This window comes from Streptomyces xiaopingdaonensis (assembly GCF_000262345.1).
GTDB lineage: Bacteria > Actinomycetota > Actinomycetes > Streptomycetales > Streptomycetaceae > Streptomyces > Streptomyces xiaopingdaonensis.
Map to the genome: position 1 here is coordinate 1 of NZ_AJTQ01000255.1, position 21,830 is coordinate 21,830.

21 protein-coding genes are annotated in these 21,830 nt (G+C 71.4%); 10 read left to right on the top strand and 11 right to left on the bottom strand.

Annotated features, from left to right (window positions below; translation table 11 throughout):
* Positions 1–138: 138 nt before the first annotated feature.
* On the top strand, positions 139–738 hold the full coding sequence (locus UWG_RS0120175) for a lipoprotein (RefSeq protein ID WP_033196266.1): 600 nt from the start codon (positions 139–141) through the stop codon (positions 736–738).
* Positions 739–893: 155 nt separating this feature from the next.
* Here UWG_RS0120175 and UWG_RS0120180 read toward each other — a convergent pair whose 3' ends face one another.
* Positions 894–1,889: a MerR family transcriptional regulator gene (locus tag UWG_RS0120180; protein WP_016909015.1), complete on the bottom strand. Its 996-nt coding sequence runs from the start codon at positions 1,887–1,889 to the stop codon at positions 894–896.
* A gap of 862 nt (positions 1,890–2,751) precedes the next feature.
* Here UWG_RS0120180 and UWG_RS0120185 point away from each other — a divergent pair.
* From UWG_RS0120185 to UWG_RS33420, 5 genes are all read left to right on the top strand, one after another.
* Complete coding sequence (locus tag UWG_RS0120185; RefSeq protein ID WP_016909016.1) at positions 2,752–4,329, top strand: flavin-containing monooxygenase; 1,578 nt, start codon at positions 2,752–2,754, stop codon at positions 4,327–4,329.
* The gene (locus UWG_RS0120190) at positions 4,326–5,261 is read left to right on the top strand and encodes an alpha/beta fold hydrolase (protein WP_016909017.1); all 936 of its coding nucleotides are present in this window, start codon (positions 4,326–4,328) and stop codon (positions 5,259–5,261) included. The genes UWG_RS0120185 and UWG_RS0120190 overlap by 4 nt, the downstream gene beginning before the upstream one ends.
* On the top strand, positions 5,258–6,142 hold the full coding sequence (locus UWG_RS0120195) for an SDR family oxidoreductase (protein ID WP_016909018.1): 885 nt from the start codon (positions 5,258–5,260) through the stop codon (positions 6,140–6,142). The genes UWG_RS0120190 and UWG_RS0120195 overlap by 4 nt, the downstream gene beginning before the upstream one ends.
* Before the next feature lie 186 nt (positions 6,143–6,328).
* On the top strand, positions 6,329–7,768 hold the full coding sequence (locus UWG_RS0120200) for an L-lactate MFS transporter (RefSeq protein ID WP_016909019.1): 1,440 nt from the start codon (positions 6,329–6,331) through the stop codon (positions 7,766–7,768).
* Positions 7,743–7,886 (top strand): MFS transporter small subunit, encoded by a 144-nt coding sequence (locus tag UWG_RS33420; RefSeq protein ID WP_016909020.1) that lies wholly within the window; start codon positions 7,743–7,745, stop codon positions 7,884–7,886. The genes UWG_RS0120200 and UWG_RS33420 overlap by 26 nt, the downstream gene beginning before the upstream one ends.
* Positions 7,887–8,315: 429 nt before the next feature.
* Here the strand turns inward: UWG_RS33420 and UWG_RS0120210 are convergent, their stop codons facing one another.
* From UWG_RS0120210 to UWG_RS0120235, 6 genes are all read right to left on the bottom strand, one after another.
* Entirely contained in the window at positions 8,316–8,696 is a 381-nt protein-coding gene (locus tag UWG_RS0120210) for an AQJ64_40280 family protein (protein WP_016909021.1), read from the bottom strand.
* Between the two features lie 370 nt (positions 8,697–9,066).
* Complete coding sequence (locus tag UWG_RS0120215; protein ID WP_016909022.1) at positions 9,067–10,362, bottom strand: cytochrome P450 family protein; 1,296 nt, start codon at positions 10,360–10,362, stop codon at positions 9,067–9,069.
* Positions 10,359–10,904 (bottom strand): GTP-binding protein, encoded by a 546-nt coding sequence (locus tag UWG_RS0120220; RefSeq protein ID WP_016909023.1) that lies wholly within the window; start codon positions 10,902–10,904, stop codon positions 10,359–10,361. The genes UWG_RS0120215 and UWG_RS0120220 overlap by 4 nt, the downstream gene beginning before the upstream one ends.
* A gap of 70 nt (positions 10,905–10,974) precedes the next feature.
* Positions 10,975–11,358 (bottom strand): DUF742 domain-containing protein, encoded by a 384-nt coding sequence (locus UWG_RS0120225; RefSeq protein ID WP_016909024.1) that lies wholly within the window; start codon positions 11,356–11,358, stop codon positions 10,975–10,977.
* Positions 11,355–11,753, bottom strand: a complete 399-nt coding sequence (locus UWG_RS0120230) for a roadblock/LC7 domain-containing protein (protein ID WP_016909025.1) — start codon at positions 11,751–11,753, stop codon at positions 11,355–11,357. The genes UWG_RS0120225 and UWG_RS0120230 overlap by 4 nt, the downstream gene beginning before the upstream one ends.
* A gap of 10 nt (positions 11,754–11,763) precedes the next feature.
* Complete coding sequence (locus UWG_RS0120235; RefSeq protein WP_016909026.1) at positions 11,764–13,539, bottom strand: sensor histidine kinase; 1,776 nt, start codon at positions 13,537–13,539, stop codon at positions 11,764–11,766.
* Between the two features lie 315 nt (positions 13,540–13,854).
* Between UWG_RS0120235 and UWG_RS33125 the strand changes: the two genes are divergently transcribed.
* The gene (locus UWG_RS33125; protein ID WP_016909027.1) at positions 13,855–13,998 is read left to right on the top strand and encodes a hypothetical protein; all 144 of its coding nucleotides are present in this window, start codon (positions 13,855–13,857) and stop codon (positions 13,996–13,998) included.
* A 43-nt stretch (positions 13,999–14,041) separates the two neighbouring features.
* On the opposite strand, the gene UWG_RS30580 is transcribed toward UWG_RS33125, so the two are convergent.
* The 4 genes from UWG_RS30580 to UWG_RS0120260 all read right to left on the bottom strand — a co-directional run bounded on the left by UWG_RS30580 (position 14,042) and on the right by UWG_RS0120260 (position 18,767).
* Positions 14,042–15,055, bottom strand: coding sequence for a hypothetical protein (locus UWG_RS30580; protein ID WP_157838579.1), 1,014 nt, complete (start codon positions 15,053–15,055; stop codon positions 14,042–14,044).
* A 429-nt stretch (positions 15,056–15,484) separates the two neighbouring features.
* Positions 15,485–16,666 (bottom strand): fumarylacetoacetase, encoded by a 1,182-nt coding sequence (fahA, locus tag UWG_RS0120250; protein ID WP_016909029.1) that lies wholly within the window; start codon positions 16,664–16,666, stop codon positions 15,485–15,487.
* The gene (locus UWG_RS0120255; RefSeq protein ID WP_016909030.1) at positions 16,663–17,559 is read right to left on the bottom strand and encodes a hypothetical protein; all 897 of its coding nucleotides are present in this window, start codon (positions 17,557–17,559) and stop codon (positions 16,663–16,665) included. The genes fahA and UWG_RS0120255 overlap by 4 nt, the downstream gene beginning before the upstream one ends.
* Complete coding sequence (locus tag UWG_RS0120260; protein WP_016909031.1) at positions 17,556–18,767, bottom strand: homogentisate 1,2-dioxygenase; 1,212 nt, start codon at positions 18,765–18,767, stop codon at positions 17,556–17,558. Before UWG_RS0120260 ends, UWG_RS0120255 begins: the two co-directional genes overlap by 4 nt.
* A gap of 367 nt (positions 18,768–19,134) precedes the next feature.
* Between UWG_RS0120260 and UWG_RS0120265 the strand changes: the two genes are divergently transcribed.
* The 3 genes from UWG_RS0120265 to UWG_RS0120275 all read left to right on the top strand — a co-directional run bounded on the left by UWG_RS0120265 (position 19,135) and on the right by UWG_RS0120275 (position 21,757).
* Positions 19,135–19,887 carry an IclR family transcriptional regulator gene (locus UWG_RS0120265; RefSeq protein WP_016909032.1) on the top strand — a complete coding sequence of 251 codons (753 nt, stop codon included), beginning with the start codon at positions 19,135–19,137 and terminating at the stop codon, positions 19,885–19,887.
* A 105-nt stretch (positions 19,888–19,992) separates the two neighbouring features.
* Positions 19,993–21,042 (top strand): phosphatidylinositol-specific phospholipase C domain-containing protein, encoded by a 1,050-nt coding sequence (locus UWG_RS0120270; RefSeq protein WP_050988625.1) that lies wholly within the window; start codon positions 19,993–19,995, stop codon positions 21,040–21,042.
* 280 nt (positions 21,043–21,322) lie between these two features.
* A complete protein-coding gene (locus UWG_RS0120275; protein ID WP_016909034.1) occupies positions 21,323–21,757 on the top strand; it encodes a DUF5980 family protein in 435 nt (144 codons plus the stop codon).
* The last annotated feature ends 73 nt before the right edge of the window (positions 21,758–21,830 follow it).

Genomic DNA, 21,830 nt, shown 5'->3' on the forward strand with positions numbered 1-21,830 from the left:
CGTCGGAGCTGGGAACGGCGTACGGGCGAGAGGCCCGTACGGAGAACGGGGGACGTAATGCGCTGGGTGCGGTCGGTCGCGGTGATGGGCCTGTGCGCCTTGCTGTGCGCAGGGCTCACGGCGTGCAGCGACGAGAATGTGGAGACGACGACGGCTGCGCCCTCCGGTGGTGAGGGCGGCAACGAGACCCCGGCCGGCGGAGGCGGCTCCGACGGCGGGTCCGGCCCCGGCAAGGGGCCGTTCGCCGAGGGAGGCGAACAGGCCGAGCCGGGCACCCGGATAGGGGCCGCGGGCTCGGCGTGCGAGCTGCCGGTCTCGTTCGAGACGGCGAAGAAGTGGACGGCCGAGTCGGTCGACGGGGACCACGAGCAGGGCGGCTTGCGCCTCGCCTGCGAAGTGGACGCCAAGCCGGCGGGCAACATCGGCTACCTCCGCGTATGGGTGGGAGAGAAGCAGGAGCCCGGCGACGCGTTGCGCCGGTTCGTTCCCGGGAAAAAGGCCGAAGAAGTCGAGTACCGCAGTTTCAAGACAGGTCCGAAGCGCGCCGCGGAAACGGTGTACGAACGCGTGACGACGATCGACGGCGAGGAACTCGACCGCAAGCCGGTACAGGCATTCGCGATACCGGGCGCAAAGGGTGAGGTGGCCGTCGTGGAACTGGGCGGCATGGACGCGGAGGAACACGAGCAGATACGCCCCGCCTACCTGCTCGCCCGCGCCACGGTGAAAGCCCGCTGAGCACGGAACCCACGGGGGCCAACCGAACGGATTCGCGGAGGCGTTGAGACCCGCTCGGCGGCGAGCAATCTGCTGACGCGGGCGGCCGGCCGTCGCGAAAGTGGGCCGGCCCGTGTGCGCATCGGCGGGCACACGTGGGCCGTCACCGACAGCTTTTACGCACCACCGGCATCCGGCGCAGTCCCCGATCGCCCCGTCTCCGAAGGCCCGTCCGTCGCCTCCTCCCGCCTACAGGAGCCCCGGGACGGCGTTTCCTCTCCCGGCGCGTCCCCGGCATGCCCCCAGAGCTCCTCTAGCTCCGCGCGGATACGCCGGTCGAGACCGAGTCCCAGCTCGGCCTCGACGATCTGCTTGGCGAGTGGACGCACGCGGTCCAACGCCTCGGCCACGGCACCGGGTTCGGGCTGAGCTGCTGCGCCTTCCGTCGTCTCACCGCCGGGCATCAGGTGCTCCCTGAAGAGTCGTGTGAAGAGTTCGGCAACGTCGTCGGTGTGGGCACGCAGTTGCCTCCCGGCCTCCAGAACAGCGGCGAGCGGCACGCCTTCACGGACCAGTTCCGCCGAGGCTTCGAGGAGGCGACGGCTGACGTGGAGGAATTCGTCCCCGTCGACGGCGACGTAGCCGATGTCGAGCGAGGCGTCGAGGTTCTCGACGGTCACCTGGCCCTGGTAGTAGTCGGCGAGCTGTTCGGGGGTGAGCCGTACGGGCACCTCTTCGGAGAACGGTGCCACCAACACGTGCTCGAGACCGAGGAGTTCGGCGGCGCTCCGGGTGTCCCTGCCCCGCTCGAACGCGGTGAGCAGGTCGGCTATCCCGCCGAGGGTGTGACCGCGGGCGAGAAGCGCGGTGATGGTGCGGAGTCGGGTGAGGTGGTGCTCGTTGTACCAGGCGATACGCCCCTCGCGCCGCGGCGGCGGCAGCAGTTTCCGCTCGCGGTAGAAGCGGAGCGTCCGGATGGGAATGCCTGCTTCGGCGGCAAGTTCCTCGGTGCGGTACTCCTGCTTCTCGTCCGCGCTCCGGGGCGCGCGTGCGGGTCCGTCCGGAGCGTTCCGGACGAGGGCGCTGGGCTCCTCCCTGTCCGGGCTGGGTGAGCCGCCCCGGGACTCCGCGGCCGCCGCGTGGGGGTCCTGTGCCCGTCCTGTGCTCGCCACGAAGCCAGCCTAATACCGCGAAGACGGTTCGCTGCCCTGGACGGGACTGTTCGTCGTCGTCGACGGTGAAGAGGGAAGCAACTGACTTCCAACCGACACTGGTTAGCCCCTTCATCGTTCGGTTCGTCGGCCCCGCGCACGCACACGTCCAGTGAAATCAGACACCAAGAACGGGTCAATGCATGAATATCGGCGCATACGTCATCGTCGCAATCGGCGCCGGGATCGCCGCAGCCATCGCAATCGGCGTCTTCAGGAGGTAGCCACTACCACTGCCCCCAGGAGGGACGGCGCCGGCAGGACCCGGAGATTCCCGTGAACAAGCTCCCGGTCATTCTCTGCTCCTTGCCGACGCTGCCGGACCGGCATTCCCGGCGCGTGGCCACGTCGCCAACCGCCCGCTCGTCGCCGGAACAGGCGGCCCTCTCTCCTGGCGCCGGCCCGAAATCGCAGGGAGTTGCCAGCGAACGCGACAGTCGACGCCATCGAGAGAAACGCGCCATCCTGTCACTTCACGAAGCGCACAAACAGGATATGTACGTCACTCCGCACCCCGGCACGGACACAGGCTTCAGGCCCACTGCTCCCCGGAAGCGCGACACGGCTCCGCTCCCAGCCCCCGGCCCGGATCCGCACGACGTCGCTTTCCACGCGCCCCTGCACACCGAGCCGCCGACGGGTGCCGCACAACCGCCGCCCGGCGCACGTCCGTTGGCGACACGGCGCCGCCCGGGAAACCGGCGGTAACTTCCGCTCGACGACCCCTACCCATCGGTATGTCACTGCTCTACTCTCCGAACTGTGCCAGTAATCACTGGCACCGTAAGCACAGGGTCGTGTGAGCATTCTCGGGAGGCGCGGCATGGCGGCCGAACACGAGCACAAGCACGTACGGGTGGCGGTCATCGGCACCGGCTTCGGCGGCCTCGGTGCCGCCGTGCGCCTGCGCCGGGCCGGAATCACGGACTTCGTCGTCCTGGAGCGACGCGAGGACGTCGGAGGCACCTGGCACGACAACACCTATCCGGGGTGCGCCTGCGACGTGCCCTCGCACCTCTACTCCTTCTCCTTCGCGCCCAACCCCGACTGGCCTCGCAACTTCTCGGGGCAGCCGCACATCCGCGCCTACCTGGAGGACGTCGCGGACAACTTCGGGCTGCGCCAGCACATCCGCTTCAACACGGAGGTGCAGCAGATGACTTGGGAGTCGGACGAGCTGCACTGGCGGATCGACACCTCACGCGGCAGTTACACGGCAGAGATGGTCGTCTCCGCCACCGGACCGCTCTCCGATCCGAAGATCCCCGACATACCCGGCCTGGAGAGCTTCGAGGGCAAGGTCTTCCACTCGGCGCAGTGGGACCACGATTACGACCTGCGCGGCAAGCGCGTCGCGATGATCGGTACGGGTGCCTCCGCGATCCAGGTCGTCCCCGCCATCCAGCCCGAGGTGCGCAGCCTCACCCTCTTCCAGCGCACCCCGCCGTGGGTGATGCCTCGGATGGACCGGAAGATCACGGGCACCGAGCGCTGGCTCCACGCCAAGGTGCCGGCCACCCGGGCGCTGCGCAGGCAGGCACTGTGGGTGATCCGCGAGCTCCAGGTCGGCGCGTTCACCAAGCACCCCAAGCAGCTCGGCCTCGTCGAGAAGCTCGCCTCGGCCCACATGAAGCGAGCGGTCAAGGACCCCGCGACGCGACGGAAGTTGACGCCGGACTACCGCATCGGCTGCAAGCGCATCCTGCTCTCCAACAACTATTATCCGGCGCTCGCCGAGCCCAACGTCGACCTCGTCGACTCCGGGCTCAAGCAGGTCAGAGGGAACACCCTCGTGGCCTCCGACGGCACGGAGGCGGAGGTCGACGCGATCGTCTTCGGCACCGGCTTCCACGTGACCGACATGCCGATCGCCGAGCGCGTCAAGGGAGCCGACGGCAGCACCCTCGCCGAGTCCTGGAAGGACGGCATGGAGGCACTGCGCGGCTGCACGGCGTCGGGGTTCCCCAACTTCATGACGATCATCGGACCCAACACAGGGCTCGGCAACAGCTCGATGATCCTCATGATCGAGGCCCAACTCCAGTACATGGTCGACTACCTGCGCAAGCTCGACACCCTCGGCGGCGGCCGCACCGGAGGAAGGGTGGCGCTCGACGCACGCCGCGAGTCCGTCCGCGCGTGGAACGCGCACGTACAGGACCGCATGGCACGCACCGTCTGGAACGTCGGCGGCTGCGACAGCTGGTACCTCGACGACAACGGCCGCAACACCACCGTGTGGCCCGGCACCACGGCCGAGTTCCGGAAGGTCACCCAGGAGGTGCGACTCGAGGAGTACGACGTCCTGCGCCCCGGCACGGGCAAGGACGCCGCGCTCGCCGGCACCGCTGCCGCCGGCAAGGGCGCCGACGCGATCCACACGGGGGAGGGGGCCAGGTGAGCCGCCTGACGAAGGGAACCGGCGGACGGTACGTCGCGCCGCTGCCCGCACGCGAGTTGACCGCGCACTCCGCCGACGGCGCCCGCCTCCACGTCGAGGTCCACGGAGCGGAGAAGGACCCAGCGATCGTGCTCTCGCACGGCTGGACCTGCGCCACCGCCTTCTGGGCACCCGTCGTCCGGGACCTCGTGGCCGCCGGCTACCGCGTCGTCCTCTACGACCAGCGCGGACACGGCCGCACCCCGGCTGCCCGCCCCGAGGCGTACACGCCCGCCACCCTCTCCGACGACCTCGTCGCGGTCCTCGGCGAGACCCTGGAGCCGGGCGAGCAGGCCGTCCTCGGCGGGCATTCCATGGGCGGAATGACGCTCATGGCCGCCGCCGACCGCCCCGAACTCCACGAGCACGCCGCGGCGTTGCTGCTGTGCAGCACGGGCGGACGCAACCTCGCCCAGGAGTCGACGGTCTTCCCGTTCCGCTCGGCGGCGGTCCGCCGCAGGACGCACCGCCTGCTGCTCACCGCGAAGGCACCGCTCGGCCCCAGCACGCCGCTCACGAGGCGCGCCCTCAAGTACGCGACGATGGGCCGCCGTTCGGACGCGGCCCAGGTGGAGGCGTGCGCCCGCCTCGTCCACGCGTGCCCCGTTAAGGTCAGGGGCGCGTGGGGCCGGGTCCTCACGCGGCTCGACGTCTTCGCCAAACTCCCGGAACTCACCGTCCCCACGGCCGTACTCGTCGGCACCGCCGACCGGATGACGCCCACGGTCCACGCGCGAGAACTCGCCGACGCGCTGCCGCAGCTTGCCGGTTTCCATGCGCTGGAGGGCCTCGGCCACATGACGCCCATCGAGTCCCCCGAGACCGTCGCCGAAGTGCTCAAGGGCCTGGCGGCCAAGCACCTCGACCGCGCCAACGATAAGGAGAGCGCATGAGCCGCATGAGCCTGGAGGGCCAGGTAGTCGTCGTCACGGGGGCCGCACGGGGGGTGGGCGAGCTGCTCGCCCGGAAACTGTCGGCGCGGGGTGCGAAGTTGGCGCTCGTCGGCCTGGAGCCGGAGGAGCTGAAGCGCGTCGGCGACTCGCTCCACGGTGAGTCGGCCCACTGGCACGCGGACGTCACGGACCACGTGGCGATGGCCCGGATCGCGCAGGAGGTGAAGGACCGCTTCGGCAAGGTCGACGTCGTCGTCGCCAACGCCGGTGTCGCCAACGGCGGTCCGTTCATCGACTCCGACCCCGTCGCATGGCGCCGCGTGATCGAGGTGAACCTGATCGGGGGCGCCGTGACGGGGCGCGCCTTCCTGCCCGTACTCTGCGAGTCCCGCGGCTACTTCCTCCAGATAGCCTCCCTCGCCGCCGTCACGCCGGCCCCGATGATGACGGCGTACTGCGCGTCGAAGTCGGGGGTCGAGGCGTTCGCGCACAGCCTGCGCGCCGAGGTCGCCTACCGCGGCGTGCGGGTCGGCGTCGGCTACCTGAGCTGGACCGACACCGACATGGTCCGCGGCGCCGACGAGGACGACCTGATGCGCGACATCCGCCGGCGCCTCCCCTGGCCGACGAACAAGACGTACCCGCTGGGCCCTGCCATCGACCGCATCGTCGACGGCATCGAGCGCCGCTCGGCGCACGTCTACGCACAATGGTGGCTCCGCGGCATGCAGAGCATCCGCGGGTACCTCCCTGCGCTGATCGGCAACGTCGGCAAGCGCGAAGTGGCTCGTTTCGCACCGCGCCTGGAGTCCGGCGAGGTGGCGACCGGGCTCGTCGGGGCGGGCGGAGCCGCCGACGAGAAGGCGCGCGCCGGGCACTGACGCGGGGCTCCGGCCGGCTCCGGCGAGTGAGGCGCGCCGGGGCCGGCTCCGCTTCGAACTTCCCCCCGCGCAAAGGAACTTGATCGTTTCTGCGTTTCGCGGGAGTGTCACCGCAGGTGAGCCGAGTGAAAGGGGTGGCGTCACACCCCTGGTCATTCATGGCTCAACTACTTAGAGTGCCGCCCCATGAAGTCCGCACAGGTCCCGGACGGGGGACTGCTCAGCCGCTCCCGTACGGTCGCTCCCGCCGGCTGGAGCCGCTGGCTGGTCCCGCCCGCCGCACTCTCCATCCATTTGTCCATCGGCCAGGCCTATGCCTGGAGTGTCTTCAAGCCAGCGGTGGAGAAGGCCCTCGACCTCTCGGGGACGGCGAGCGCGCTCCCGTTCCAGCTCGCCATCGTGATGCTCGGCCTCTCGGCGGCGTTCGGAGGGACCCTCGTCGAACGCAAGGGCCCGCGCTGGGCGATGGCCGTGTCGCTGCTCTGCTTCTCCAGCGGGTTCCTCCTCTCCGCGCTCGGTGCGGCGACGGAGCAGTTCTGGCTCATCGTCCTCGGCTACGGGTTCGTCGGCGGCATCGGCCTCGGCATCGGCTACATCTCGCCCGTCTCGACGCTGATCAAATGGTTCCCCGACCGTCCCGGCCTGGCCACCGGTATCGCCATCATGGGCTTCGGCGGCGGCGCGCTCATCGCCTCGCCCTGGTCCTCGCAGATGTTGGAGAGCTTCGGCGACGACAGCAGCGGCATCGCGGGGGCCTTCCTCGTCCACGGGCTCGTCTACGCGGTCTTCATGGCGCTCGGCGTCCTCCTCGTGCGCGTCCCCGCCGACGGCTGGCGCCCACCGAACTGGACGCCGCCGACCGAGCAGCGGGCGATGGTCACCACCGCTCAGGTGTCGGCGAAGAACGCTCTGCGTACGCCGCAGTTCTGGTGTCTGTGGATCGTTCTGTGCATGAACGTGACCGCGGGGATCGGCATCCTGGAGAAGGCAGCGCCGATGATCCGGGACTTCTTCTCCGGCACCAGCACGCCCGTCTCCGTCTCCGCCGCCGCCGGGTTCGTCGCGCTGCTCTCGCTCACCAACATGGGCGGGCGCCTCGCGTGGTCGGCCGCCTCCGACACCATCGGGCGGAAGAACATCTACCGCCTCTACCTCGGCGCAGGCGCCCTGCTCTACCTGCTCATCGCCACGGTCGGGGACTCCTCGAAGCCGATCTTCATCCTCTCCGCACTGGTGATCCTCTCCTTCTACGGCGGCGGTTTCTCCACCGCGCCCGCCTATCTGAAGGACCTCTTCGGCACCTACCAGGTCGGCGCCATCCACGGCCGCCTCCTCACCGCATGGTCCACCGCGGGCGTGCTCGGTCCGCTCATCGTCAACTGGGTCGCCGACACGCAGGAGGCCGCGGGGCGCAGCGGGCCCGGGCTCTACAGCCTCTCCCTCTACATCATGATGGGCCTCCTCGTCGTCGGCTTCGTCGCCAACGAGTGCATCCGGCCCGTGCATTCGCGCTACCACGAACCCGCGCCGTCGGACGCCGGTGCCGAAGCGCCCGCCGAGACGGAAACGCCCACCGAGACGAAGGAAACGGAGGCCGACGATGGCTCCCAGCAGCGCCTCTCCTGAGCCGACGGCACCCCGCCGGACCTGGCTCGCCGTCCTCGTCTGGCTGTGGGTGGGCGCCCCGTTCGCATACGGCGTCTACGAACTGGCGCTGAAGGTCGCCCAGTTGTTCAACGACTGACAGCTCCCGGGCGGCGGCGGTGTGGGGGTCGCCGCCCGGGTCCGGGGGCCGCGCGGTGCCGGATCGTCCTTCCTATGCCTGGCGGCCGACGACCGGACAGCGTGCGGAGCACGTCGAGTCCCAAGGCGTCCAAGCCGGGGCTGCCGGTCACGCCGTCGGCCCCCTGAACCACCGAGCCCGCCGCATCCCTGCGGCCGGACGAGCGCGCCCTCAGGGCTGTACGCGGTGACGACGCGTAACCGTTCCTGCGTCATACGGACCCGACTCGATGCCTCCGGGCGCCGCACGGCACTGCGGGCGCGCGTCCGGCGCCGCCGAGCGAGCCGGGCGACGGTGAGCGCCGGGCGACGGCCGCCGCACACGGAGCACGCGCCAACGCCAAGTTGGACAGGCTCCGTACGCACCCGCGCGACCCGTAGCCGGCTGCGGTCAGGGGCCGGGAGGGGCGCCCCACGCGTTCCGGAGAGCTGCCTGCACGTCCTCCCCGAGCACCAAGTGCGTCGTCAAGCCCGGCAGAGAGGGCAGCTCCGCCCAGTGCGTCACGGTCTCCTCGCTGCCGAGGCCGTAGGGCAGGCGGACGATACCGTCGGAGTCGACGAAGCAGTCCCTGTGCTCCGTCCCGTCCCCGCTCCGGTGCTGAGCCGTGAAGACCATCGGCCGCACGAGCCAGAACTCCTCCTCCACCGCGTCGGGGTCGGTGAGCGTGTCAGCCGGATACCACCCCGTGATCGCCGCTGCCACCGGCGCACCGCTCCACGGCAGTGCGTCGCGTGCGTCGACCCACGTCACCGCGGCGTCCTGCTCCCTCATCTCCACCCCTCGCTCACGCACTCGGCAAGCCGTCCTCTGCCGTCGGCAACAGCGCTGCGCCGACCTCCGCACCGGGCAAGACGGCTCGGCGTCCGCGAAGGTTGCTCGGAGCGGTACGGGCAGCAAGCCCCCGACCACGGCGCCGCGTCGGCGGTCGAGGGCGCGGCGGACGGCGTCCAGCACCGTCGGCAGGCCGATACCGAGGGCGGCGGACTCGCCGCGTCGGTGCGTTCGGCCCCGTCGCCCTGCTGAGCCGATCACCACGGAAAGCGCGGCGAAGGAGACCCGCCGCGCCGCTCAGGCAGAGGATCGCGCGGAAACTGCACGTCGGCCCCGCGGGGGAGCCGGCTCCCCCGGCGCGGCCGTCCGCTCATCCCATCTCCGCGTCCGCCATCGGCTTCTCGTCTCCCTCCTCGTGCTCCGACTTCGGGGTACGCGCCATCGGCACCGTGAAGGTGACGGGGAGGTTGCTGGGACGGCGCGTCCACGGGGAGGGGTTGAAGGTGACCTCGTCGCGGCTGATGGAGAGGCGTACGGCGGCGAGGCGGTGGAGCGCCGTGGTGACCGCGGTGTGCGTGATCGTCCACGCGGGGTCCTGCGCCGGGCACATGTGCGCGCCTGCGGAATAGGCGAAGTGGCCCCGGTTTCCCGCCGGTCGGGGGTCCGGCGGCAGCGTCGGGTCGGTGGCGTGCGTGGCGTGGAAGCCGAGGATCAGCGCGTCGCCGCGGCGGATGCGGTGGCCGCCGAGGTCGGTGTCGCGGAGTGCGTACCTGGCCGGCATGTTGGTCATCGGCGGCTCGGCCCAGAGCACCTGGTCGAGCGCCTCGTTGACGCCGAGGTCGCCCCCGCGCAGCCGCGCGCCGAACGACGGGTCGGTGATGACGCGGAGCAGCGTGTGCGCGATCCAGCAGGTGACCGGCTCGTTGCCGCCGGCGATCATCATCACCATCGCCTGGAGCTGCTCGTCCTCGCTGTGCAGCCCGGGGTGGGCGAGGAAGGCGGACGTCAGGTCGTCCGGACGGTCCGTCTTCGGCATCTTCTCGCGGTCCCTGAGGTGTTCGCGGAGGATCTGCTCGAAGTCCCGGTTCCCCGCCTGCGAGTCGGGCTGGCTGCCGAAGAGGGCGAGAAGGGCGCCGTTGAGCTCGTGCCCCTGCTCGACGTCGAGGCCGAAGAGGACGGAGAACGCCTGCATCGGCGCGTGCACCGCGTACTCCGTCACCAGGTCGGCGCTGCCGCGTCCCGAGAAGGCGTCGATGAGGAGATCGCACCGCTCGCGGACCTGCCGCCGGAGCAGCCGGGGCGCGATCCCGCGGACCGCGTCGTCCAACGGCCGCCGCAGCCGCTGGTGTTCGGCGAGGTCCTTGCCGACGACGGTGTCCCGGTACCCCATCATCGGCAGCAGCCCCGAGTCCGGGGGGACGGTGCCGGCGGTGAGGTCGCGCCAGTTGCGGGCGTCCCGCGAGAAGAGCTTCTGCCGCTCCGTGACGGAGCGCAGTTCCTGAACGCCCATGACGAGCCAGGCGTTGATGCCGGGCTCCAGCACCACGGGGGCGACCGATCCGTACTCGCTGCGGAGGCTGCGGTAGAGGGGCTCGGGGTCGGGTGTCTGGGTGAGCTCGGTGAGCGACACCGTGGCGTCCGCTGTGCGGACGAACGAGCGGGTCATTTCAGCGCCTCCTCTTCCCTGCACGCCAACGCGTGCGCGGCGAGGGTGCGCAGCGCCTCCCCCGACTGCAACGGGTCGGTCGCGTCGCACTGCACCACGGGGGTGCTGAACGGGATGTCGAGCGCCTCCCTGATCTCGTCGTCGTCGAAGTCCTCGCTGCCGGGGAAGCGGTTGACCGCGACGATGAACGGCAGGCGGTGCGCCTCCCACTGGTCGAGCACGTCGAAACAGTCCTCCAGACGGCGCGTGTCGACGAGCACCAACAAGCCGACCGCGCCGACGACCAGCCCTTGCCACAGGTCCCAGAAGCGCCGCTGCCCCGGGGCTCCGAAGAGGTAGAGGACGAGCGCGGGGTTGAGCGTGATCCGGCCGAAGTCCATCGCCACCGTCGTCTCCGTCTTCGACTCCAGGCCGCGGAGGTCGTCGACGCCCACACTCGCCTCGGTCATCCGCTCCTCGGTCCGCAGTGGTTCGATCTCGCTGACCGACGCGGTGAGCGTCGTCTTGCCGACACCGAACGGGCCGACTACGAGGATCTTCACCGACTGAGTCACCGTGTCCGGCAGATACCGCCCTGCCCGTCCCTTGCGGACGGGCAGCGGTGGCCGCCCGTCAGGCGAACTCGTGGTTTCTGAGGCCATCCAACACTTCCTGGAGCAACTCGCGGCTTGGGGCGCTGTCGTGCGCACGGGTCGGGTGGTGCGGAGTCGGGACCGCCAAGTGCCCGGAGGCGACGAGCTCCTCGGCGAGGACGCGCACGACGCTCACGGGCTGCCTCATGTGCGCCGCCGCCTCGACGACGGACGTGAGCCCCGCGCAGTCGCTGAAGAGACGGCGGTGGCTGCGGCTGCTCAGCGGTCCGTTGAGCGGCAGGGCGCTGCTGGTCACCCGGAGCAGCGTCTCCAGGCTCCAGCCGATCTCCGTCTCGGTCTCGGTGCGCCCCGTGGTGTGGACGTATCCGGGGACCTGGGGGCGCCCTGGCTCCCCGGCGGTCATGGCACCCGCTGCCGACTCGGCGTCCCTTGGTGGTCACCGAACCGGTCGATCTGGAGCTTCATCTGGGTGCCGATCTGACCCGCGTCGATCTTCTGCCGGGTGACGACGGCGAGGCAGGAGCCGTCGCCGGCGATCCGCACGAAGAGGAAGCCTCCCTCGAACTCCTGCATGGACTGCCGGAAGACGTGCCGTCCCGTGCCGAACTTGCGGGCGCTGCCCTTGCCGAGCGAAGCGAGTCCCGACGCGGCGGCCGCGATCCACTCCGCGGTCTCACGGTCGGTGTCGGCGCCCCTGGCGGTCGGCAGTCCGTCTGCGCTGAGCACCACCACGTGGCGCACGCCGGAGACGTCCACCACCTCCTGCACCATCCAGGAGTTGTCGATCTCTTGTGCCATGGGCTTGGTCTCATCCTCGTGAGGTGCGTCGGTCGGTCTCCGTGTACGCGGGTGCGTCCGCGGATTCGGGTGCGGGTGCGTCCGCTGCTGCCGGCGGCCCGGTGGGCCCCCGGCCCGGCGGTGACTGGTCGGGGAGCGCCGACTCCCGCTGTCGGCGCGGGTGTTCGGCGGGTTCCTCGCCTTCGACCGCCGGCTCCTCGTAGGGCGCGCGGCCCGCCTCGACGAAGGCGCCGAGCCAGGCGCCCGTCTCCTGCGCCGACGGCTCGGGCTCCGACTCCACCGGGGCGCCGTGCTGGTCGTCTGCGGGCGACAGGATCGGAAGCCCGATGTGGTCCCTGACGACACCGCTGCGGCGCTTCGGCAGGCGCCCCGATGCTGTGCGCTCGCCCGTCCACTCGGGCCCCCCTTCACCCGGTGGTCGCGGCACCTCGCTGTCCGGTTTCCTCGTCCGGGCCGGGGGAAGCTGCGCTTTCCGCTGTGAACTCGGTACGGCTGCGGGCTCGTTGACGCGCTTGGGCGGTCCGCTCTTCGCCGTCCCGGTCTGGGTGCGCGCGGCGCCCGGGTGCGCCGCGGCGACGGCGATCGGGGCGTCGAGCGCGGGCACGCCGTCCTCGGGCCAGTCGCCGGGGCTCCACAGGTCCTCGTGGAACGGCTCGACGAAGTCGCCCGGTACGTAGACCATCGCGCGCAGCCCCTTGAAGCGCGAGCGGTCGAGGTGGACGTCGAGGTCGAAGCGGCGGGCGATGTTGCCGACGACGGCGAGGCCGATCTGCGGCCCGTGGAGCGTGCGCACCGTCATGGGGCGCTCGCCCGAGGCGATGGGGCGCATGTCCTCCAGGCGGCCCTCCGTCATGCCGAGTCCCTGGTCGTCGACCTGGATCACGAGACCGTCCTGGTCCTCCTCGACCCACGCGTGGACGGTGCATCCGGGCGGCGAGTAGATGGTGGCGTTCTGGAGCAGCTCGGCGACGCAGTGGATGATGTACTCGGCGGCGTGCGGGACGACGGCGATGTCCGGGTCGCCGTGCACACGCACCCGCTTGTAGTCCACGATGCGGCCCGAGGCCGCCTGCACGATCTCGGACGCCACGATCGGGTCGGGCCACTGCTGTCCGGCCCACTCCCCCGACAACACCCTGACGCCCGCGGTGATGTGGACGAGCTGGTTGGCCTCGTGGGTGATCTCCATACCGATCTGGCGCACCGCGTTGTCCCGGTGGTCGCAGAGGCCGAGGCGGGCCTTCGCCTCCATGCGCAGAGCGACCGACTGCATGCGGGTGCCGAGCGTCACGAGGATGTGCTCGTACGCGTCCTGGTGGTCGTCCTCGATCTCGCCCGCGAGGTCGAGGAGGGAGCGGAGCTCCTCGCGCAACCACCCGGGGGCTTCCGCGGGAACCTCGCCCTGGGCGCCCTCGGCCATCACGGCGCGGAGTTCGGGTGCGAACGCGCGGAGGCAGGCGCGGAGGGAGTCGTCGTAGCTGCGCGCCCACTCGCGCCACCTGCGGTCCTGCTCGGCGCTGTTGGCGGTGTGCTCCTCCTGGAGGCGCACCGACTCGGCCCGCTGGGCCGCGAGTTGGTCGCTCAGCCTGCGGTGGCAGCTCCAGAGGAAGAGCACACAGGCGAGGAGCGCGCAGCTGACGACGAGGCCGGCGGCGGTCGCCTCGGGCGGCCAACTCGTCCAGGCCGCCCCTTGCAATGCCCCGCCGCACGCCACCAGCAGCAGCGTCAGCGGCCACAGCCACTGGCGTACGGCCCGTGCGCTCTCGGTGGAAGACGGCGTACTCATCTGCCGGCCCGCTTTCAGCTCGGAAGGTGGGTTCTCGATCCGACGGCACCGATGCCCCTGGGGGCGCAACCGGCCGCACGTCAGGCGTTGTTGACGTTGCACACCGCGGTGGACACGCTGGGCGTGCGGCACGCGCCGCGGTACGTGCACACCCTGCCCCTCCGTACGCGCTCAGCGCCTCCTCACCGCGGAAGTTCGCACGATCGCGGGACGACCCGCACACATCTACGCGCTGTCGGGCCCGTGTCCGGACGGGGCGCCGTGTGACGAGGGCGACCGCCGGGCGCCGCCGGCGCGGGGATACCGTGTGCCGCCATGGTTGCGCACAGCGAGGTCGGTCTCAGCCACGTACCGGGCGACACCGCGGCCCACCGCCTCTACGCCCGGCACGGCTTCGTCGAGACGGGAGAGGTGGACGACGGGGAGAAGGTGATGGTGCCGGAGTACGGGGACGGCTGAGCGGGGACGGAGAGCGGCCTCTCCAACCGCTGCGCGTGACCGTCTACTTGCGCTCAGGTACGTCGCAGTCCCGCTGCGGGCGCCCTTGAGGCCACGCGACCCCGACGAGCCGGACGTCGCCGTCGGTCGGGTCGAGGGTGACGACGGAGACGGCCTTGTCGTGCGGGTTGCCGTCGTTGTCGAGACAGAGCCATCCGGTCATGGCGGGCACGCCGTCCCCGGCGAAGACGCGCTCCCAGTGGTCCGCTACGGCCCCCAGCGCCGGCACTCCGCCTTCCGCGCCGCGGGCCGCCTGTGCGAGGCCGTTGGCGGCGAGCCAGACGGAGTCGAAGGCGGTCATGGCCCGCGAGTCGTTCCAGGAGATCGGTCCGCCGAGCTCGGTGCGGTGTGCCTCTGCGTACGTGCGGATCTGCCGGGTCAGGCTGCCGGGGGTGGTGGGGGACGCGGGCCCCGTACTGGTGCTGAAGGAGCGGGCAGGGCCGTCCGGCAGGTTGTCCGGGTTCCACGCGTCGGGGTGCCCCACCGCCGAGTATTCCAGGGTGAGTTGGTCCTTGTGGCTGCGGAGGAGCTTCAGGTCCTCCTTGTCGAGGCTGAGTTGGACGGTCGATGCTCCGGAGGCCGTGATCACCTTCCGGTGCATACCGCGGCACGGGTTCTCCGCCAACGCCTTGAGGAAGAGCGCAAGGTGGGCGGGCCGTCCGGCAAAGTGGATCTCCTTTGCCTCGCTGTAGCAGATCGAGTCGACCATGCCGCCGAACTGGTTGGCCACGTCCCCGTCTTCCGTCGGGCTCTCCGACCGGAACTCGCGCACCTTCGAGTCGGGCGAGACGGCCTTGCTGAACGCCCGCGCAATGGAGCGGTTGTATGTGTCATCGGCCCTGGTGTCCGCGACGAGGACGGAATTCCTGCCGGCCGAGCCGCTGTCGAAGTCGACGAGCGCCCGCGCCTGGTCGGTGTTGGTGGGCGCGGTGCGCGCCATGCCGGGGAAGCGTGCCTCACCGTCCTCGTCGGAGGCGTTCCCCAGCTCGTCCGCCCGACCCCCGGGGCGCGTTGGCACACGGCCGACCCGCATGACCGCCATCCCAGGAACGCAGAACGGGGTGAAAGGGCAAGCCACGACTGAAGCGCGGCTCAGAGGTGCCCCCCCATCAGCGCGGGGTGTTCCGAACTGCCGCTGGGACGCCGCACACCCGCTGCTCCTCCCTGTCAGCGCGGGTGTTCGCAGGGCCGGACCGTTCGTGGAGTCCCCCGTCCGCGCCGCTCGACGCGAGCGCCCGTGAGTCCGGCTCGCGGGACGTTTCCACGTCTCCCACTGTCCGACCAGTTGCCGACGTCCCGCCGACAGCGCATCGCGGTTCTGCGAGAAGCAGCACCCGGTCCGCTTCTGTTCCGGGCCGAGCGATCGGCAGGCGCTGCCGGCACGCTCCCGACGCCCCCGGCACACGGCCCCGCACGCCGACCGTGCGGGACCGTGTCGCGGGCGCCGTCAGGCCGTCGGCCGTGCGGGCAGTACCCTGCCGCGTACCTCGCCGAAGCCGATGCGGGCGCCGTCCGTCCCGGGGGCGGTGGCCGTGAGGACCACCTCGTCGCCGTCCTCGAGGAAGGTGCGCTGTGCGCCGCCGACTTCGAGCGGCTCCTGCCCGTTCCAGCTCATCTCGATGAAGGCGCCCCTGCGGTCGCGCTCGGGCCCGGAGACGGTTCCCGACGCGTAGAGGTCGCCGGTCCGCGAGGAGGCGCCGCCGACGGTCATGTGGGCGAGCATCTGCGCGGGGGACCAGTACATCTCGCGGTACGGCGGCCGGGAGACGGTGTGCCCGTTCCACTCGACGGCGAACTCGATGTCGAGGCCCCAGTCCTCCGTCTCGCGGAGGTACGGCAGGACCTCGGGGTCCTGCTTCGGCATCGGGACCCGCGCCGCCTCCAGCGCGAGGAGCGGCACCACCCAGGCGGAGACGGAGGTGGCGAAGGACTTCCCCAGGTAAGGCCCGAGCGGTTGCGCTTCCCATCCCTGGATGTCCCTCGCCGACCAGTCGTTGACGAGGACGGCGCCGAAGACCCGTTCGGCGAAGTCGGACGTGCGCACCGGCTCCCCGAGCGGGGACCCCGTGCCGACGACGAAGCCGAGTTCGGCCTCGATGTCGAGGCGGCGGCTGGGCCCGAAGGTCGGGGCCGCTTCGGTGGGGGTTTTGCGCTGGCCGTTGGGGCGCACGATGTCGCTGCCGGAGACGAGGACCGTGCCGGCGCGGCCGTGGTAACCGACGGGCAGGTGCTTCCAGTTGGGCATCAGCGCCGCCGCGTCGGGGCGGAAGATCCGGCCCAGGTTGGTGGCGTGGTGTTCCGAGGCGTAGTAGTCGACGTAGTCGGCGACCTCGAACGGGAGGTGCATCCGCACGCCGTCCACCGGGTGGAGCACCTCGGCGGGCACGTCGCCCGTCACGAGCCCCGCGACCCGCTCCCGCACCGCGACCCAGCGCGAACGGCCCTGCCGCATGAAGGCGTTGAGCGACGGCTCGGCGAACACCTCGTCCCCCAGCGCCGCGGCGAGATCGACGACCGTGTCGCCGACGCGGACCCCGACCCGGGGGTCGCCGTCGGGCGGCGAGAAGACACCGTAGGGAAGGTTGGCGAGGCCGAAGAGCGAGTCGTCGGGGATCTCGATGAACGTCATGGGGTGGCCCCCCTTTCTGTGCTGCCGCCCGCCGGGCGGACGAACTCGTCCGGTACCAGGCCGAGTTCGACGAGCTCGGCGAGGGGTTCGGTGATGCTGCAGGTGCCGAAGGAGAGGAACCGCGCCCGGGCTGCCCGGGTGCGCTCGGGATCGGCTGCGAGGGCTGCGACCTGCGCAGCGACGGCTTCCGCCGCGCGCTCGGCGAGCACCCCCGCCAGCTCCTCGCGCTCGGCGCCCGCGGCCGCGCGCTCGGCGGCGAGGAGCAGGTTGAGGAATCCGTGCTGCGCGAACCCGGTCACCGGGTCGGTGTTGCGCACGGCGTGGTGGAGTCCTGCCGTCGCCTTGAAGGGAACGCCCGCAGCCGTGGCCGCGGCGACGGAGGAGGCGAGTTCGTCCACGTCCGGGTAGAGCGCTGCCTCCACGCCTCCGGTGCGGAACTTCGCCCGGTGTCCGGCCGCCGCGCACCCGGCGAGGACCTCGTCCCTGCGCCGGTCGCGCGGCACCTCGACGAAGACGGAAGAGGCCGGGAGCCCGGACGTCACCCGCGCCAGGTCCGCGAAGTACGCGGGCACGCCGGCGTCCCCGCCCACCGCCACCTCGACGCCCGAGACGGTGACGGGCAGCCCGTCGGCGACGCGCAGCGCCTCGGCCAACTGCCCGGGCCCCTGCGGCGCGGTGACGACGAGCGCGAGCGGCTCCCCGCCGCCGAGGAGCGGCCCGAGCTTCTCCAGCGAGGGTGCCGCGAGGACGAGCGGGCCCACCAACTCGGCGTGGACGGCCTCGCGGTGGCGCCGGTGCGCGGGGACGGCCGCCGCCAGCGGAAGCGAGCCGGGCGGGAAGACCGCGGCGTCGTCGCAGAGCCGGTCGGCGAACCGGGGCAGCCGTGGCGTCACGCGCCCTCACCCCGCAGGCCGCGCGCCCAGCTCCACGCGTACTCGGGGTCCTCGGCGTCCCGGCCGCCCTCGCCGACTTCGAGGGGCCTGAACGTGTCGACCATGACGGCCAGTTCGTCGAAGAACTCGGCGCCGATCGACCGCTCGTACGCGCCAGGCTGCGGCCCGTGGGCGTGCCCGCCGGGGTGGAGCGAGACGGAGCCCTGCCCGATGCCGGAGCCCTTCCGTGCGGCGTAGTCGCCGCCGCAGTAGAACATCACCTCGTCGCTGTCGACGTTGGAGTGGTAGTAGGGCACGGGGATCGACAGCGGGTGGTAGTCCACCTTGCGCGGGACGAAGTTGCAGATGACGAAGTTGTCGCCCTCGAACACCTGGTGCGCGGGCGGCGGTTGGTGGATACGGCCGGTGAGCGGCTCGAAGTCCTCGACGTTGAAGGTGTACGGGTAGAGGCACCCGTCCCAGCCGACGACGTCGAAGGGGTGCGTGGGGTGCACGAACCGCGTGCCGACGACCTCGCCCCCGGAGCCGCGGTGCTTCACCAGCACCTCGACGTCCGTCCCCTCGACGAGGAGCGGCCCGCTCGGGCCCGTCAGGTCCCGTTCGCAGTACGGTGCGTGCTCCAGGAGCTGCCCGAACTTCGAGAGGTAGCGGCGCGCGGGGGTGATGTGGCTGTTGCCCTCGATCGCGTAGGCGCGCAGCGGCTCCGGGCCCTTCGGCACCCAGCGGTGCGTGGTGGCGCGGGGCAGCAGGACGTAGTCCCCGCTGCGTGCGTGCAGGACGCCGAAGACCGTCTCGACGTCCGCCTCGCCGGACTCGACGTAGACGCACTCGTCCCCGAGCCCGTTCCGGTAGAGCGGCGAGGGCGCGCCTGCGGCGACGTAGGAGATGCGCACGTCGCCGTTGCCGAGGACGAGGCGCCGTCCGGTGACGGCGTCGACGGAGCGCCAGCCGTCGTCGTCCGCGGTGAGGCTGTGGAGCGTGAAGTGGCGCGGTGCGAGCGGGTGGTTGGGCACGGTGCGCTGGTCGGGCAGGTCCCAGACCTCGGACGCGGTGATCGCCGAGGGGATCGCCCGGTGGTAGAGGAGCGAGGAGTCGGAGGAGAAGCCCTCTTCGCCCATCAACTCCTCGTAGTACAGCCTGCCTTCGGGTCGGCGGTGCTGGGTGTGCCGCTTCGGCGGCACCTCCCCGGTGCTCCGGTAGTGGGCCATGGGGCCTCTCCTTTCTCGCAGGGGGTGACAGGGGTTCGTGCTCCGCTTCCGGAGCGCACCGTGCCTGGATTCTCGGGCTTCTCGGCACCGATCCGGCGTAGCTCGCAGGTGCCCGTCACGACGGGCGGCCGCGTCGACGGGAGGTGTCCTGCCGCCGGGCGGCGAGGCCGACCGGACCTGCCCCGGTGACGACGGGCTCCGTGCCTCCGCCGGCAAGCGGGCGGAAGCCGTGACGACGCGGTGAGAAGTACACCTGGCCTCCCGGATGCGTGTTGCAATAATCGAAACACCGTGTTACAAAGATTGCATCACTATCGAGTCGCCCGCGCCGGCTGTCAACACCTCGCCGGTCGGACGGAGGTGCCCCATGGCCGCTCGCGCCCCGAAGACGGGCTCCGCGGCGAAAGCGGAGTCGGCGGAGTCCGGCCGCAGGGCCGACGGCTCCCAGACGCTCCAACGCGGCCTGCTCGTCCTCCGGATGCTCGCCGAAGCCCCGCAGGGCCTCACCGCCTCCGAGATCGCCGCCCGCCTCGACGTCCACAGGTCGATCGCCTACCGGCTGCTGACGACGCTCAGCCGCAGCCACTTCGCCGTACGGGACGGCAACCGCTACCGAATCGGCGTCTCCTTCTTCACCCTCGCCGAGCACTCCCGCCCGCCCCTGCTCGACGTCGCCCAGCCGGTGCTGCGCACCCTCACCCACCGACTCGGCGCCACGGCCTGCCTCGTCGTCCCCGAGGACGACTGCGCCGTGGCCGTCGCCGTCGTGGAGCCCCCCGGCCCCGGGCCGCGGTTCTCCTACGGCGTCGGGAGCCGCGACCCGCTCCAACGCGGCGCCGCGGGACTCGCGTTGATGATGGGCGGGGCGCGGCCCGAGTCGCTTCCGCGGGCCGTCGCGGCGCGTGTCGCGCGGGCCGTCGAGGCGGGGTACGTCTCCAGCCACGACGAGGTCGTCGCCGGCACCTACGCCGTCGCCGCGCCCATCCCCGTGCCCGCGGGGGAGCAGCCGGCGGCCGTCAACGTCATCACCCACCGCCAGGAGCTCGCCGACGGTGCGGTGCCCCATCTCGTCGAGGCCGTCCGGCGCATCGGCGAACTCCTGCGCCTGCCGGGGAGCTGAGCCCCGGCAGCGACGTCCACCTCCCGCACGCCGGCACCCGTACCGCCGCGGTGGCAACTCCTCTACTCTGCCGTGGAGTTGCCCCCCACCCGCGAGGTCCGACCTGTGACGTCCGAATCCCCCAGACCCAGACACCTCACCCTTGGGCGCGGCCTTCTCGCGCTGGTCCTGGCGGTGCTCACCGGTTTCCTCGCCGCGCCCGCGGATGCCGCCCCGCCGGAGGCGGCGGAGTCGCTCGCCGACACCACGGCGGTAGGCGTGCACAACGCCTACGAACAGGACAAGTACCCGTACTTCACCGAGGCGTTGGAGTCCGGGGCCGCCCTGCTGGAGCTCGACGTGTGGACCAACGCGCTCGGGAAGGGCTGGCGCGTCTCGCACAGCAATCCGCTCGGCAACGTCAACAACTGTGCGGACGGGAGGAGTTCGGGGACACGCAACAGCGACCTCGCCGGCTGCGTCGCGGACATGGCCGCCTGGCACGCGGCCCATCCCGACCACCCGCCCGTCCTCGTCAAGCTCGAGATGAAGGACGGCTTCTACGCCAAGGCCGGCCGCGGCCCCGCCGAACTCGACGCCCTGCTCGACGACGGCCTCGGCGACGCCGTCCTCTCACCGGGCGACGTCGCCGAAGGGCACGAGGACCTCGACACCGCCGTCCGCGCCGGGGCCTGGCCCCAACGCGCCGAACTGGCGGGGAAGTTCCTCTTCGAGCTGATCCCCGGGACCGTCGAGGAGAGCAACCCCGCCGACGACCTGTGGACCGACGAGGAATACGCCACGCACCTCCGCGACCTCGCAGCAGCCGGCGACCTCGACTCGGCTACCGCCTTCCCCGCCGTGCACGGCGCCGAGGCGGGCGACCCGAGGGCGGCCCGCTACGCGGCCGACCTGCGCGGCTGGTTCGTCGTCTTCGACGGCGACGCCTCCGCGTACGCGGACGGGACGATCGACACCGCCTGGTACCGCGAGAACGGGTACCTCCTCGTCATGACCGACGCACACCTCGTCGCCCCGGAGATCGACGCCGTCTCCCCGGAGCCTCGGGAAGCCCTCGACCGCGTCACCGAACTCGCCTCGCAGCACGCCAGTTTCGTGTCCTCGGACTGGTATCCGCTTCCCGACGTACTCTCCACCGTGGTGCCGCGGGGGTAGGCCGGCAGCTCGCATGTCGGCCTGCGGCAGGGAGTTGGGAGCGCGCCGGGAGCCGCATCCTCCCGAATCCCACGGTTTTCCGGAGGTTGCGCCGGTCGCCGCGGAGGCGTCGTCCATAGTCCGTGCGACGCACTCGCGGTGGCGGGCAAAAGTCATTGAAGGCGCAACTACCCCTTGTTCAGGGGAACTTGCCTGCGTGAGACTCAGGACGGCTCCCGACCCGCGGACACACCCGGGAAGCCGCTCTCCACTCTGCGCACACTCCCCTCAGGAGGTACGGATGGCAACGAGACGTCGTAAAACCGGCTTACTCTTCGGTCTGCTCTCGACCCTCACCCTGACGCTGATCGGCACCACCCCGGCCTCCGCCGCGACGGCGACATGGAACCTGGAGGCCGAGAACCAGCGGATATGCATGAGGACGAGCCACGGGTGGCCCAACACCTACGCCTACGCCCCGGTGAGCGGCAGCTGGTCGACCACGATCCGGACCGGCGTCCGGAACCTGCCCCCCGGCTCCTCCAGCATGGGCGGCATGACGCTCCAGCCCGGTGAGAACCACCGCCGCCCCGACGGCTCCCTCGTCCTCAACGCCACCGTCCACCTGTCGCTCGCCCCTGCTCCGGTCGGCGATTACACCGCCGAGATCTGGGCCAGCGACGGAACGGAGACCCAGACCGACGAGCTGCTGCTCTCGTACCGCGACAAGTGCTGACGCCTCCGGAACGAACCTGAGCCGCAGCGGCCGGACGAGGGCGCCGACCCTCGTCCGGCCGCTGCCGCCGTAC

What these genes read in the sequence shown, in the direction of transcription:
- UWG_RS0120265 (WP_016909032.1), top strand. Translation starts at nt 19,135, where the DNA reads ATGGCCGCTCGCGCCCCGAAGACGGGCTCCGCGGCGAAAGCGGAGTCG.
- UWG_RS0120185 (WP_016909016.1), top strand. Translation starts at nt 2,752, where the DNA reads ATGGCGGCCGAACACGAGCACAAGCACGTACGGGTGGCGGTCATCGGC.
- UWG_RS0120275 (WP_016909034.1), top strand. Translation starts at nt 21,323, where the DNA reads ATGGCAACGAGACGTCGTAAAACCGGCTTACTCTTCGGTCTGCTCTCG.
- UWG_RS0120235 (WP_016909026.1), bottom strand. Translation starts at nt 13,539, where the DNA reads ATGAGTACGCCGTCTTCCACCGAGAGCGCACGGGCCGTACGCCAGTGG.
- UWG_RS0120225 (WP_016909024.1), bottom strand. Translation starts at nt 11,358, where the DNA reads ATGACCGCCGGGGAGCCAGGGCGCCCCCAGGTCCCCGGATACGTCCAC.
- UWG_RS0120215 (WP_016909022.1), bottom strand. Translation starts at nt 10,362, where the DNA reads ATGACCCGCTCGTTCGTCCGCACAGCGGACGCCACGGTGTCGCTCACC.
- UWG_RS0120210 (WP_016909021.1), bottom strand. Translation starts at nt 8,696, where the DNA reads ATGAGGGAGCAGGACGCCGCGGTGACGTGGGTCGACGCACGCGACGCA.
- UWG_RS0120230 (WP_016909025.1), bottom strand. Translation starts at nt 11,753, where the DNA reads ATGGCACAAGAGATCGACAACTCCTGGATGGTGCAGGAGGTGGTGGAC.
- UWG_RS0120260 (WP_016909031.1), bottom strand. Translation starts at nt 18,767, where the DNA reads ATGGCCCACTACCGGAGCACCGGGGAGGTGCCGCCGAAGCGGCACACC.
- UWG_RS0120200 (WP_016909019.1), top strand. Translation starts at nt 6,329, where the DNA reads ATGAAGTCCGCACAGGTCCCGGACGGGGGACTGCTCAGCCGCTCCCGT.
- UWG_RS33125 (WP_016909027.1), top strand. Translation starts at nt 13,855, where the DNA reads ATGGTTGCGCACAGCGAGGTCGGTCTCAGCCACGTACCGGGCGACACC.
- UWG_RS33420 (WP_016909020.1), top strand. Translation starts at nt 7,743, where the DNA reads ATGGCTCCCAGCAGCGCCTCTCCTGAGCCGACGGCACCCCGCCGGACC.
- fahA (WP_016909029.1), bottom strand. Translation starts at nt 16,666, where the DNA reads ATGACGTTCATCGAGATCCCCGACGACTCGCTCTTCGGCCTCGCCAAC.
- UWG_RS0120195 (WP_016909018.1), top strand. Translation starts at nt 5,258, where the DNA reads ATGAGCCGCATGAGCCTGGAGGGCCAGGTAGTCGTCGTCACGGGGGCC.